The following is a 13,916-nucleotide window of genomic DNA, read 5'->3' as shown; positions in this document are numbered from 1 at the left end:
ATCAAATCCTTTGTATTTTTCATTTAAATACCAATTCAACTAATTTATGAAAAAGCTACTGTTAAATCTGATCATAATATTAATCATTTTTACGCTTCCTTCAGCAGTCTGGGCACAAAAGAAAAAAGGGGTTTCTCAAAAAGTAGCTACAACAGAAGCACCGAAGATGATGAGTTCGTCCATGACCTATGATACCAGTTTGTACAACTCCATGCAGTGGCGCAATATTGGGCCTTTCAGAGGTGGACGATCCTGCACCGTAACCGGAGTACCCGGCAAACCCAATCTCTACTACTTCGGCTCTACAGGTGGAGGGGTGTGGAAAACTGATAATGGAGGCAATACCTGGAAAAATATAAGTGATGGATATTTTGGAGGCAGTATTGGTGCAGTGGCGGTGTCTGCCTCAGATCCGAATGTCATCTATGTAGGAGGCGGAGAGGAAACAGTCAGAGGGAATGTCTCTTTTGGGTATGGAGTCTGGAAATCTGAGGACGCAGGAACTACCTGGAATTCACTGGGATTGGACAAAACAAGATTCATTGGCAGGATACGTATACATCCTACCAATCCCGATATTGTATATGTAGCGGCTATTGGAAATATTTTTGCTGCACATCAGGATAGAGGTGTATTTAAAAGTATGGATGGAGGAAAATCCTGGAAGAAAGTGCTTTATATAAATGACACAGCAGGAGTAGTGGACCTTTGCCTGGATCCCAATAATCCACGGATCATGTATGCCAGTTCATGGAGCATTCGCCGCACACCATATAGTTTGGAATCGGGTGGACCCGGCTCCGCACTGTGGAAATCTACCGACAGTGGCGAAACCTGGACCAATATTTCCGCCAATCAAGGATTGCCGAAAGGGACCTGGGGTATCAGTGGAGTCAGCGTATCCCCTGTCAATTCTGATCGCGTTTATGCGATCATAGAAAACGAAAACGGAGGCGTATTTTCCTCTGATGATGGGGGCAAAACCTGGGATGCTCAGAGTAAAGATCGCAACCTCAGACAAAGAGCCTGGTATTATAGCAGGATCTACGCTGACCCAGTAGATCAGGATATCGTATATGTCATGAATGTATCCTATCACAAATCAAAAGATGGTGGCAAGACTTTTACCAGTGCAAATTCTAACCATGGAGATCACCACGACCTCTGGATAGCACCGGAAAACAATCAAAGAATGATCATCGCTGATGACGGAGGAGCTCAAGTGAGCAATGATGGTGGTGAATCCTGGTCTACTTACGAAAATCAACCTACCGCACAATTTTACCGAGTGACTACAGACAATGCTTTTCCCTATAGAATACTGGTAGCCCAACAAGACAACAGCACACTGCGGATTTATCATCGTACAGAAGGGTTTGCAATTACGGAAGATGATTGGGAACCTACGGCTGGTGGCGAAAGTGGTCATATAGCAGTAGATCCATTAAACAATGATATTGTGTACGGAGGAAGTTATGATGGTTTGCTGGAAAGAGTGGATCACAGTAAAAAAATCGAGCGATCAGTCGATGTACATCCTGATAATCCAATGGGGCATGGGGCTGAGGGCGCATCATACCGTTTCCAATGGAATTATCCCATATTCTTTTCTCCGCACAATCCGAAAAAAATGTATGCTGCCTCTAATCACCTCCATGTCACCTATGATGAAGGACAATCCTGGGAACTCATCAGCCCGGATTTGACCAGGAATGTAGCCAGTAAAATGGGCCCCTCGGGCGGTCCAATCACCAAGGATAATACCAGTGTAGAATATTACTGCACCATATTTGCAGCGGCAGAGTCACCACGTGTAAAAGACCTTATCTGGACGGGCTCAGATGATGGACTACTGCAATTAACCAGGGATGGGGGCAAAACCTGGACCAATGTCACCCCTCCTGATATGCCTCAATGGACGATGATCAACAGTCTGGAACCTGATCCTTATAATGATGGCGGATGCTATTTTGCAGCTACTGGTTATAAACAAGGTGACTTCACTCCCTACTTGTACAAAACAGAGGATTATGGAAAGTCATGGAAAAAAATTACTAACGGTATCAAATCTGAACATTTTACGCGGGTGATACGATGTGATCCGAACCGCAAAGGTTTATTGTATGCTGGTACTGAAACGGGTATGTATATCTCTTTTGATGATGGTGGGTCCTGGCAATCTTTTCAATTAAATCTGCCTATCGTACCGATCAATGACCTGACCATTAAAAACAAAAATCTAATAGCTGCTACGCAGGGGCGTGCACTCTGGATCATCGATGATCTTACTCCACTTTATCAATTGAACAATTCTATCCCTAATACCAATTCCTACTTATTCAAACCTATGGATGCCTACCGAATGGGTGGCTCAAGTGGTGGATTCAGGAGATCTAATTCGTTGACGGTAGGTAAAAATCATCCTGGTGGTGTGATTGTCAATTATTTTTTACCAGACGCTCCAAACAAAACAGACACTGTAACGCTGTCGTTTTTTGAAGAAAGCGGAAAGCTGATCAAAACATTTTCCAACTTTCCCAAAGAAGATGAAGAAAAAATAGAGCCCAAAAAAGGAGCCAATACTTTTGCCTGGAATCTTCGATATCCCAATGCAAAAGGCTTCGATGGCCTCATCATGTGGGCAGGCTCCCTCACAGGTCCCATGGCAGCACCCGGCAAATATGCTGTGGCCTTAAATACTAAAAATCAAAATCTGAAGCAAGACTTTAATATTATCAAGTCACCTAAAACTGCCAATTCTGAGCAAGACATTGCAAGGCAAGTCGAATTCATCAATCAAAACAATCAAAAACTGACTGAAACTCACCAGGTAATCAAAGACATCAGAGCACTCAGAGCCCAATTAAATACTTATATGGAAAAAATTAAAGACGATCCGACTATGAAAGATGTTCTTGATCAGTCTAAGGCGATTGACTCTTCCATGACTAAGATCGAAGAGTCGCTCTACCAGACCAAAAACCGAAGTGGTCAGGATCCACTTAATTTCCCTATCAGGCTTAACAACAAACTTGCTTATCTCAATTCTATTGCCAATCGGGGTGACTTCCCTCCTACCCAATCTACACTAAAAGTACAAACAGAGATCTCCTCCCAAATCAATGATGAAATTTTTAAATGGCAGGAAGTGCTCAATAAGGAAGTACCCCGCTTAAATACCCTGATTAAGTCCAAAGCGATAGATCCAATCTCGATCAAAAAACAAGTCAAACCATAGTTTTGATATCAGGTAGGTTGTTATTGTATTTATCGATTGTAGCCTTTTTGGTTTAGAAAAATAAAAAACTGGATATTGCTTGATTATTATGAAATATTTGAAAATGCTATTTCATAAAAAATGGACTTTGGGGTTCATAATTTATGTAGTATCCTTCTTCCAACTACATGCGCAGGATAGCCTGGAGATAAGTCTTTTGTCCTGCAGCCCGGGGACAGAATTGTACAGTACTTTTGGCCACAGTGCTATACGGGTTCGTGATTTTGTGGCAAGCACGGATTATGTATTTAACTATGGCACTTTTAATTTCCGTGAAAAAAATTTTTATCTCAAGTTCATGCAGGGTAAACTCAATTATTATCTCACCGTCACCACCTATGATGAGTTTATGTATGAATATCAAATGGAAGATAGAGCAGTATATGAGCAAGTCTTTGGCTTGAGTAATAACCAAAAAGTCTCATTATACCGGGATCTCCAGATCAATGCACTGCCAGCCAACAGAAGATATAAGTACGATTTTTTTTGGGACAATTGTTCTACCCGTGTCAGAGACAAAGTAGAACAAATCTTTGATCAAAAGATCATATATCCTATCAAAAACGATAACTTAACCTTTAGGGACTACCTTCACAAATATCTCACTAACCAACCCTGGAGCAGATTCGGGATCGATCTGATATTGGGACTACCTGCTGATGAACTCACCGATGCACGCAAGGCTATGTTTTTACCACTGGAGATGATGTATGTCTATGATGAAACCAAGGTCGAAGGCCGGCCCACTAACACGGCATCCAGAGAGCTTTTTGCACAAAAAAGCAAACTACAAACTACGAACTGGTTTACCCCCTTTAATGCTCTATCTATCATGCTCATTATCAGCGCATTATTATATATTTTCGGCAAAAAACTCTTTATTTATACTTTTTTAAAAACAGCTTTCATGGTATTGGCTGGATTAGCAGGATTGATCATTAGTTTTCTCTGGTTTGTCGCTGATCATCAAACCACCGAATTCAACTTACATTTGATTTGGGCAAACCCAATATTATTACTTTACCCTTTTAGAAAAAGACTATTCAGTCAATCCCTTTTGAATAAATTAAGCAAAATCTTTATTGGAATGCTGGTTGCTTTATTTTTTTGGTTTCCAATTTGTCCGCAAAATATGCCTCAGGAATGTCTGATAATATGGTTTCTGATGATACTTTTTGTATTTCCTGACACTAATTGGAGCTTCATGATCAATCAGAATCAAAACGAGAATCCGGCCAAACCAGTTGCTTGAAAAAATAATTATATTTTGATGAGTTAAAATTGTGTAAATTTCGTTTGGTTTTTTTAGATTTGCCCATGCTAATCTGGTGATTTACAGAAGCTAACCTAGAAAACGTACAAAGAACCTTTATATCCTATGCCAAAAAAAATTACATATCTTTTTTTCTATATATTCTGCTTATCGATATTTGTGTCATCTTGCAAAAGCGGCCAGGTAGATGATCCAACAGATCCTGGTAAGATTGCTCAGGTTAAAAGTTACGACGCAGATGTAAGTTTACAGTGGTATAAATTATTTTTAGAAATAGATCGATTTTCACCTGGGTATCGTCCACCGGCTGCTGCCAGATTATTGGGATATGTAGGCTTGGCCGGTTACGAAGCTGTAGTGCCGGGCATGCCAGACTATAACTCTTTATCCAAATTGTATCCTGACCTTTTAGTTCCCTCTATTGAAGTGGGCAAAGAATATCATTGGCCTACGGTGCTCAATTCTGTTTATTATCACTTGTTCAAAAAATTTTATCCAAATATCACTCAAATCTATATTGACAGGATAGACGCCATCAACCTTCGTTTTAATAGCATCTATGGTTTGAAAATCCCTAAAGAAGTGATAGACAGATCCACTTCAAGAGGTATTGCAGTCGCTGATGCATTTTACACTTGGTCAGAGACCGATCAAATTGGTCACAATGGTTTTAAAAATCCTACTCCTCTGGATTACGTTCCGCCCAAAGGACCTGGCAAATGGCAACCCACCGGGCCAGATTACTCTCCTGCCTTATTTCCTTATTGGGGCAAAGTAAGACCCTTTGCATTGAAACAAGATGAGCTATTAGGTCGACCATATCAATATTGGGTTGGAGAATTTAGTGAAGATGTCAGATCTCCCTTTTATTTGCAAGCCATGGAAGTCTATGGCATGACCAGTCCAGTCGTCTACAATAGACAATGGATCGGTGAGTTTTGGAGTGATGATATTTATGAGCTCACTTTCGAACCATCGGGCAGATGGATTTCTATTGCCAACCAGGTGATCGAAGATCATAAATCCAGCCTTGAGACAGTGGTTTTCTTATATGCCAAATTAGGTATGGCTTTGACTGATGCAGGAATATCTGTATGGAATACCAAATACACTTATAATATTGAAAGGCCAGTGAGTTTTATCAATCGTATTATCGATCCTGCATGGACTCCTACTTTGAATAACACTGTCAATGGTTACAAAGGTATCACCCCCTCATTTCCTGCATATCCATCGGGCCATTCAGGTTTTGGTGCAGCAGCAGCGGGTATACTCAACACTTTTTACGGCACTGAATACGGTATGACAGATAAAAGCCACGAACTTCGTACTGAATTTAATGGTATACCACGCACGTTTAATTCTTTTGATGAAATGGCCATTGAAAATGCTATTTCAAGGATTTATTTAGGCGTGCATTATCGTATGGATGCAGATGAAGGATTGGCTATTGGATATAAAGCAGCCAGAAAGGTGAATAGTTTACCTTGGAAAAAATAAACTGCCTGGTAGCTGTTATTGATGACAATAAATAACAGCTAAGATGTTTAGCAAATCTGGTTTTACCTGCTGAACCGAAGATAAATTATATACTTCCAGAACATTTTCTTACTTACTGCTAATGGCTCGCACGAACCATTCAGTATAAATGTAGATTTTAAATCAACTAGTATGAAGTTTTTGAAGTATGTTTTTGCCTTGTTCCTCATGTTAGCCTGCCAAACTATGCGGGTAGCACATCCGGAGAAACCTATTATACCTCCCATTCCTCCAAAGACTGCAGCGATTCCTACTGATCCCGAAGAATTGAAAGAATTCGCCATCAAGTTGGCTCATAAATACATCATCGTAGATGGTCATGTAGATCTTCCTTATCGATTGAGCATTAAAAACTTCAGACCTACCAAAGAGTTTGTAGGCATTCCCGTTGAAAGTAAAGAAGGAGATTTTGACTATGTGAGATCAAAAATAGGCGGTTTGTCATGTCCCTTTATGTCCATCTATATTCCTGCATCTTATCAAAAAGGTGGTGCAAAAACCTATGCAGAATCTTTAATCTCTATGGTAGAAAGCATCATCGAGGCGCATCCTGACAAGTTTGCCCCTGGCCTTACGGTAGATCAGGTAGAATCCAATTTTACCCGAGGATTGATTTCCCTTCCTATGGGTATGGAAAACGGCGCTCCAATCGAAGATGACCTCGCGAATATTGCTTTTTTCCATTCCAAAGGGATTCGATATATCACGTTGACTCACTCAGAAGACAATCAAATCTGTGATGCAGCTTATGCCAAATCCAGAACGTGGAATGGCCTCAGTCCTTTCGGTCAAAAGGTAGTGCTTGAAATGAATAGACAGGGGGTGATGGTAGATATCTCTCATGTTACCGACAGCACTTTTTGGCAGGTCGCACGGATCAGCCAGGCACCAGTGATCGCTTCTCATTCATCATGCAGGTCCTTCACACCTGGATTTGAAAGGAATATGGGGGATGATATGATCGCCGCATTAAAAGAAAATGGCGGAGTGATTATGATCAATTTTGGATCTGATTTTCTCGATGGGTCGATTCAAAAGAAAAATGATTTCGCTCGTAATGAATTGAATACAATATTAAAAGAACAAGGCCTTGAACCAAAAGACTCAGCAGCACATGCTATCTCCCGAGAGTATGCCAGGACCCATCCTGCATTGTATTCGGATGTTAAAAAAGTGGTGGATCACATCGATCATGTAGTCAAACTAGCAGGGATAGATCATGTTGGCTTAGGATCTGATTTTGATGGCGTAGGTGACTCATTGCCGGTAGGGCTAAAGGATGTAGCCGATTATCCAAACATAGTACATGAGCTCCTGTTGAGAGGCTATTCTGAAGAAGATATAGCTAAAATCTGTTCAAAAAATCTATTGCGGATTTGGAGGCAAGTAGAACAAGTATCCAGCAAGTTAAAATCTTGAGTCATCTTGGTAAAAAATCAACTTTGTTTTAAGCCAGGTTGCTCACATCTGGAAGCAGGTAGATGTCTCAACGATAATTAGTAATTTTATGAAAAGCCTTAGTTATGACATACAAAACTTTCAGTCTATGGATATGCCTGACCATGTTGAGCTGCCAGCCTGCTGCGCTTAAAGGTCCGGTAGTCGCCAAATCAGCCGGCTTTGATGAGTACTGGTATCAAAATAAAGCTGAGATTACAGCCTATGATCTGAACCAGGCAAGATATGGTGAGATGCGACAGGGAGAAGCAATCCTAATCTTCGTGACGGAAGAATTTTCTAAATCCAAACAAGTTAAACTGGACAATACCTCCATCCTGCCTGAAAATAAGGTGCCTGTATTAAAGATGAACATGACTAAGCGCTTCGATACAGGCCTATACCCCTATAATATTATGTTGTCCAGTTTTGTGGCCGCTGGGGGAGTAGCACCCTGGCAAGCTATCAAGATCGCTGCTTCAGTTACAGAGTGGTGTGGACAAGTATATGCTCAGCTTAACCTCAATAATGACCATTATCGATACCAATTGCACTCCTATTTTGAATCAGATGGTGAAAAAGATATGCATCTCAACCGGCATATGACTGAGGATGCTATTTGGAGTCTTATCCGCCTCAATCCGGATGCATTGATTCAATCGGACAGCATCATGGTCATCCCTGGACTGGTCTATTCCAGGTTATCGCATAAAGCACTCCAACCTTATCGAGCCAAAACCAGGCTTTTATCCATAGACAATGGCAATAAAGTATATCAATTAGAATATCCGGAACTGCAAAGGTCTTTGTACATCGAATATGAATCAACCTTCCCATATCAAATCATCAAGTGGAGCGAAGAATACAAAGAGGGTTTTGGTGACCAGGCAAGGGTATTGACCACCACCGCAGTCAAGAAAAAACAATTAATGATAGATTATTGGAACAAACATGGCATCGCAGATGATAGTTTAAGAGCATTGTTAGATTGGCATAATCTGGTCATAGACTCAACAGACAGTAGTCATGGCAATTAGATATAGGATATACTTTATCAATCCCGTTTTTACTTTCCAAACATAATTTTAATTCTTATAGATTTTTTTTCATTCTTTTGTACCCATGGATATATTACAAGCTATAATTATCGCCATCGTGGAAGGCATTACCGAGTTTTTGCCCATATCTTCCACCGGACATATGATCATTACAAGCTCTATTATGGGCATACAGACAGGGGAATTTACCAAATTATTTGAGGTTTCCATTCAGCTAGGGGCTATCCTGGCAGTGGTAGTACTATATCGTAAAAAGTTTCTAGAGCCTATACTCAAAGGATTTAAGAACATATCATTTTATTTTAAACTAATCATCGGTGTGATGCCTGCGCTGGTATTGGGTTTTTTGTTTTCAGATAAAATCGATGAATTGCTCGAAAGCCCCAGAGTCGTAGCGATCACAATGATCTTAGGCGGAATCGTCCTGCTTTTCATCGACAAAGTTTTCAAAAACCCAACAATTCATGATGAACCAGGCATCTCCAATAAAAATTCTTTAGTGATCGGATTTTGGCAGACAATAGCTATGATACCTGGAGTAAGTCGGAGTGCAGCCTCCATTATAGGAGGAATGCAACAGAAATTGGATCGTGATACTGCCGCAGAATTCTCGTTTTTTTTGGCAGTTCCAACCATGGCCGCTGCCACCTTATACTCGCTGTTTTTAAAACATTGGATGATCGACGGGATACAAATGAAAGGTTATGATCTTATCCTTAGATCCTCAGAAAATATCATAGCCTTTGTAATAGGCAATATCGTAGCTTTTCTGGTTGCTATCCTGGCGATCCGATTATTGATAACCTACCTTCAAAGATCCGGATTTAAAGTCTTTGGGTATTATAGAGTAATCGTCGGCATAGTACTTTTATGGTGGTTTAATCGCTGATAAAATTTTATACCCGGATGAATACTCAAGACAATCCTGCCAGGAGCAAAAAAACTTGGGTTTACATTCTTTCGGCATTTGTCTTTTTAAAAATATCACTCCATGTGATACTCAATGCTCAATGGTCCTTTCATAGAGACGAGTTATTATATCTTGCCCTTGGACGACATCTTGCATGGGGTTATGCTTCAGTACCACCTGCTATCGGGTTTTGGGCATGGTTTGGAGATTCTGTTTTGGGAGGATCTGTAGGTGCTATCCGGCTGATCGCTACCTTATTTGGTTCGATAACAGTATTGATGACGGGACTAATAGCCAAAGAGATATGGCCCACTACAAAGGCCCCTTTTACAGGAAATTGGTCCATGACCTTAATTGGTATGGCAGGCATAACCGCCGGTGCCTTTTTAAGACCAAGCATGCTGTTTATGCCGGTGGTGTTTGATGTTTTTTATTGGACCCTGCTGTGTTGGATCTTTATTAAATATATCAATACAAATGATACATCCTGGTTGTTATACTTTGGTTTTACAGCTGGATTAGGACTATTAAATAAATACACGGTATTGATTTTTTTATTTTCTATGCTTCCGGGATTGTTGCTGACCAGTTATCGTAAGATCTTTTCAAGGCGTCAGCTTTATTATGCTATCGGATCGACCCTATTGATCCTATCGCCCAATATTTACTGGCAATACACGCATTCATTTCCAGTTTTTGAGCATATGAGCAAGTTGTCGGCAACCCAATTTTCACATGTTTCCCTATCAGGTTTTGCCATCGATCAGCTATTGTTTTTTCTTCCGGCTTTGCCAATTTGGATCGCTGGGCTATATGTTCTCTTGATCTGCAAAGAAACTGCTCCCTGGCGGATATTTGGATGGATGTATCTGATGGTGATTCTGATCTTATTGGCATTTAGCGCCAAAAGCTATTATTCTATTGGAGCATACCCGGTTTTGATCGCTGCAGGCGCTGTATACTTAGAAAACAAGACACAAGATAAATGGAGAATGATTCGCTACATCTTACCTGGTTGGATGATTTTATTTGGCTTGATCAATTTACCGGCGTCCTTACCCCTATTGCCTCCGGCAAAGGAGGCCAGGTTCGTTAAGGTGCTTACTCGGATTCCAGGTATGGAAGGCATTCTGAGATGGGAAGATGGTCGTCAATATGACTTGCCTCAGGATTTTGCGGATATGCTTGGTTGGAAAGAAATTGCCCTTCATACAGGTAAAACCTGGCAAAACATAACTGATAAAAAAACAGCAGATATTTATGCAGAAAATTATGGTCAGGCAGGTGCAATAGAACATTTTGGCAAGCCTTATGACCTTCCTCAAGTGCTAAGTTTTAGTGATAGTTATCGCTATTGGCTACCAGACACACTACCAGCTGACTTTCAAACATTAATATATGTCAATGATGAGTTAGGAAGCGATATGCCGGGTTATTTTCAAAAAATTGAGAAAGTATTTGAACTTGATATGCCATTATCCCGACAGCATGGTACACAGATATATTTATGTCAATATCCGACTCCAGCTTTCTTTGACAGAATGAATAATGCTTTCAAACTTTTCAAAACTACACAGCCATCAGGTAATGACTGAGCTGGAATATTATTGTGATATCATTTATACGGCTCCGAATACCGCACTATAATACTCTCTGTTCATCCTGGCAATATTGTCAACGGAGATATCCTTTGGGCATTCTGCTTCACATGCATAGGTATTGGAGCATTTTCCAAAGCCTTCAATATCCATTTGGTTGACCATATTTTTAACCCTGGTCTTACGTTCAACCTGGCCTTGTGGCAATAAAGCGAGGTGTGACACTTTAGCAGAAGTAAATAACATGGCAGATGCATTTGGGCATGCTGCTACGCAGGCCCCACAACCTATACATGCTGCAGCATCAAATGCAGCACTGGCATGGTCCCGATTTACAGCGGTAGCATTTCCATCGGGGGCTTGCCCAGTATTGACAGATATATATCCCCCAGCCTGGATGATACGATCGAACGAAGATCGATCGACGACCAAATCTTTAATCACAGGAAATGCATTGGCTCTGAAGGGTTCGATGACGATCGTATCTCCTTCTTTAAAATGTCTCATATGCAATTGACAGGTCGTGGTGCCTTTCAATGGCCCATGTGGCTGTCCATTGATCATCATACTACAAGCACCACAGATGCCTTCCCGACAATCATGATCAAAGGCTATGGTATCTTGTTTTCGATCTAACAAAGATTCATTAAGCACATCCAACATTTCTAAAAATGACATGTGTTCATTGGCATCGACTGTATGGAGTTCAAATCGACCCTGATCTTTGTTGTTTTTTTGTCTCCAGATTTTTAGTGTCAGTTTCATCAATCTATCTTTTTAAATGACATGGATCATTGGACTTCTGTCAAAGGACATTAGGTATTATTTATAGCTTCTAGATTTCAATTCGACATATTCAAATTTGAGTGGTTCTTTACTGAGGATCATATCACTGTCGTTCCATTCCCAGGCTGCTGCGTAAGCAAATTCCTCGTCTTGCCTGAGTGCCTCTCCTTCAGCATCTTGATATTCTTCCCGAAAATGACCACCACAACTTTCGTTACGATTCAGTGCGTCTACGATCATCATTTCGCCCAACTCCATAAAATCAGCTACGCGATTGGCTTTATCTAATTCGGGATTAAATTCGTCGGCTGTACCGGGCACGTAGACTTCTTTCCAAAAAGTGTCTCTGAGTTTTCTGATTTCCTGGCGCGCATACATTAAGCCCTCTTTAGTTCTGGCCATACCACAATAATCCCACATGATTTTGCCCAACTGTCTGTGCAGACTTTCTACGGACTGGCTGCCTTGAATGGTCAGCAAATGCTGTATTCTGTCTTTGACATCATTCTCAGCCTGATCAAACTCAGGACTGGTTGTTTTAATAGATGGCGTCCGGATCTCATTAGACAAAAACGCACCGATCGTATATGGCAATATAAAGTAACCATCAGCCAGGCCTTGCATTAAGGCAGATGCTCCTAATCTGTTAGCGCCATGGTCACTAAAATTGCACTCTCCCAATGCGAACAACCCTGGCAGATTAGTCTCCAGGTTATAATCCACCCAGAGTCCACCCATGGTATAATGAATAGCGGGATAGATCATCATTGGAGTCTTGTAGGGATCATCACCAACTATTTTTTCATACATTTCGAAGAGGTTGCCATACTTTTCGCTAATGACTGCTTCACCTAAAGATCTGATGGTGGCTGCATTCGGATTATGTATCCCCTTTGTATTAGCTTGCGATTTACCATAGCGATCGATCGCGGCATCAAAGTCCAGGTACACTGCCAATCCGGTGGCATTGACTCCTCTCCCTTCATCACAGACCTTTTTAGCAGCTCTGGAAGCTACATCCCTGGGTACGAGATTGGCAAAGGCAGGATACATCCTTTCCAGGTAATAATCTCTATCCGATTCTGGAATGTCCGTAGCTTTTTTTGTTCTGTTTCTGATGGCCATCACATCATCCACATTTTTCGGTACCCATACCCGACCATCATTGCGCAGGGATTCGGACATGAGGGTGAGTTTAGATTGGTATTCTCCACTGACCGGGATACAGGTTGGATGTATCTGGGTGAAACATGGATTGGCCATCAAAGCTCCTTTTTTTACAGCTTTCCAGGCTGCACTCACATTACAACCCATAGCGTTAGTAGACAGATAATATACATTGCCATACCCACCTGTGGCTAAGACTACACAGTGTGCACTGTATCGCTCCAGCTGCCCTGTCACAAGGTTGCGTACTATGATACCCCTTGCTTTACCATCAACGATCACTACATCCATCATTTCATGGCGATTGTACATTTTTACGGTGCCCAGTGATATCTGTCTGGATAAAGCACTATATGCTCCAATCAATAGCTGTTGCCCGGTTTGACCCCGAGCGTAAAAAGTCCTTGATACCTGTACACCACCAAATGACCTGTTTTCCAACAAACCACCATACTCACGAGCAAAAGGAACACCCTGTGCGACACACTGATCGATAATATCGACACTCACTTCTGCCATTCGATATACATTGCCTTCCCGGGCACGGTAGTCACCACCTTTGACCGTATCATAAAATAACCTGAAGACACTATCTCCATCATTAGCGTAGTTTTTAGCGGCATTGATACCTCCTTGTGCAGCAATGCTATGTGCCCGACGAGGGCTATCGTGAAAAGTGAAACACTGTACATTATAGCCGAGCTCGCCTAAACTGGCCGCAGCAGATGCTCCTGCAAGCCCGGATCCTACGACAATCACATCTAATTTTCGCTTATTTTGAGGAGCTACCAGAGGTACTTTAGATCTATAGTTGGTCCACTTTTCGGCGATGGGGCCAGGCGGTACTTTGGAATTCAATTCCATGCTGAAT

General features: G+C 41.3%; 9 protein-coding genes. 7 read left to right on the top strand and 2 right to left on the bottom strand.

All coding sequences use genetic code 11. The annotated features are described in order from the left end of the window. Positions 1 to 46: 46 nt before the first annotated feature. The 7 genes from IPJ09_01190 (at position 47) to IPJ09_01160 (ending at position 11,089) form a co-directional block, all read left to right on the top strand. Positions 47 to 3,238: a glycosyl hydrolase gene (locus IPJ09_01190; protein ID MBK7370065.1), complete on the top strand. Its 3,192-nt coding sequence runs from the start codon at positions 47 to 49 to the stop codon at positions 3,236 to 3,238. Positions 3,239 to 3,365: 127 nt separating this feature from the next. Beyond that, positions 3,366 to 4,529, top strand: coding sequence for a DUF4105 domain-containing protein (locus IPJ09_01185; GenBank protein MBK7370064.1), 1,164 nt, complete (start codon positions 3,366 to 3,368; stop codon positions 4,527 to 4,529). 180 nt (positions 4,530 to 4,709) lie between these two features. Next, entirely contained in the window at positions 4,710 to 6,050 is a 1,341-nt protein-coding gene (locus tag IPJ09_01180) for a vanadium-dependent haloperoxidase (GenBank protein MBK7370063.1), read from the top strand. A 171-nt stretch (positions 6,051 to 6,221) separates the two neighbouring features. Next, complete coding sequence (locus tag IPJ09_01175; GenBank protein ID MBK7370062.1) at positions 6,222 to 7,508, top strand: dipeptidase; 1,287 nt, start codon at positions 6,222 to 6,224, stop codon at positions 7,506 to 7,508. A 104-nt stretch (positions 7,509 to 7,612) separates the two neighbouring features. Beyond that, the gene (locus tag IPJ09_01170) at positions 7,613 to 8,563 is read left to right on the top strand and encodes a septum formation inhibitor Maf (GenBank protein ID MBK7370061.1); all 951 of its coding nucleotides are present in this window, start codon (positions 7,613 to 7,615) and stop codon (positions 8,561 to 8,563) included. Between the two features lie 85 nt (positions 8,564 to 8,648). Further along, complete coding sequence (locus tag IPJ09_01165) at positions 8,649 to 9,473, top strand: undecaprenyl-diphosphate phosphatase (protein ID MBK7370060.1); 825 nt, start codon at positions 8,649 to 8,651, stop codon at positions 9,471 to 9,473. A 17-nt stretch (positions 9,474 to 9,490) separates the two neighbouring features. After that, positions 9,491 to 11,089, top strand: a complete 1,599-nt coding sequence (locus tag IPJ09_01160; GenBank protein ID MBK7370059.1) for a glycosyltransferase family 39 protein — start codon at positions 9,491 to 9,493, stop codon at positions 11,087 to 11,089. A gap of 24 nt (positions 11,090 to 11,113) precedes the next feature. Here IPJ09_01160 and IPJ09_01155 read toward each other — a convergent pair whose 3' ends face one another. Then, on the bottom strand, positions 11,114 to 11,857 hold the full coding sequence (locus IPJ09_01155; protein MBK7370058.1) for a succinate dehydrogenase/fumarate reductase iron-sulfur subunit: 744 nt from the start codon (positions 11,855 to 11,857) through the stop codon (positions 11,114 to 11,116). Between the two features lie 57 nt (positions 11,858 to 11,914). Beyond that, a complete protein-coding gene (locus tag IPJ09_01150) occupies positions 11,915 to 13,909 on the bottom strand; it encodes a fumarate reductase/succinate dehydrogenase flavoprotein subunit (GenBank protein ID MBK7370057.1) in 1,995 nt (664 codons plus the stop codon). Positions 13,910 to 13,916: the final 7 nt, after the last annotated feature.

The sequence above is a fragment of the Saprospiraceae bacterium genome (assembly GCA_016709995.1).
GTDB lineage: Bacteria > Bacteroidota > Bacteroidia > Chitinophagales > Saprospiraceae > JADJLQ01.
This window is presented reverse-complemented; position numbering and strand designations above follow the sequence as displayed.

Excerpts from the sequence above, each read along its gene's own strand:
- IPJ09_01190 (MBK7370065.1), top strand. The coding sequence starts at position 47 with ATGAAAAAGCTACTGTTAAATCTGATCATAATATTAATCATTTTTACG.
- IPJ09_01175 (MBK7370062.1), top strand. The coding sequence starts at position 6,222 with ATGAAGTTTTTGAAGTATGTTTTTGCCTTGTTCCTCATGTTAGCCTGC.
- IPJ09_01170 (MBK7370061.1), top strand. The coding sequence starts at position 7,613 with ATGACATACAAAACTTTCAGTCTATGGATATGCCTGACCATGTTGAGC.
- IPJ09_01165 (MBK7370060.1), top strand. The coding sequence starts at position 8,649 with ATGGATATATTACAAGCTATAATTATCGCCATCGTGGAAGGCATTACC.
- IPJ09_01160 (MBK7370059.1), top strand. The coding sequence starts at position 9,491 with ATGAATACTCAAGACAATCCTGCCAGGAGCAAAAAAACTTGGGTTTAC.
- IPJ09_01155 (MBK7370058.1), bottom strand. The coding sequence starts at position 11,857 with ATGAAACTGACACTAAAAATCTGGAGACAAAAAAACAACAAAGATCAG.
- IPJ09_01150 (MBK7370057.1), bottom strand. The coding sequence starts at position 13,909 with ATGGAATTGAATTCCAAAGTACCGCCTGGCCCCATCGCCGAAAAGTGG.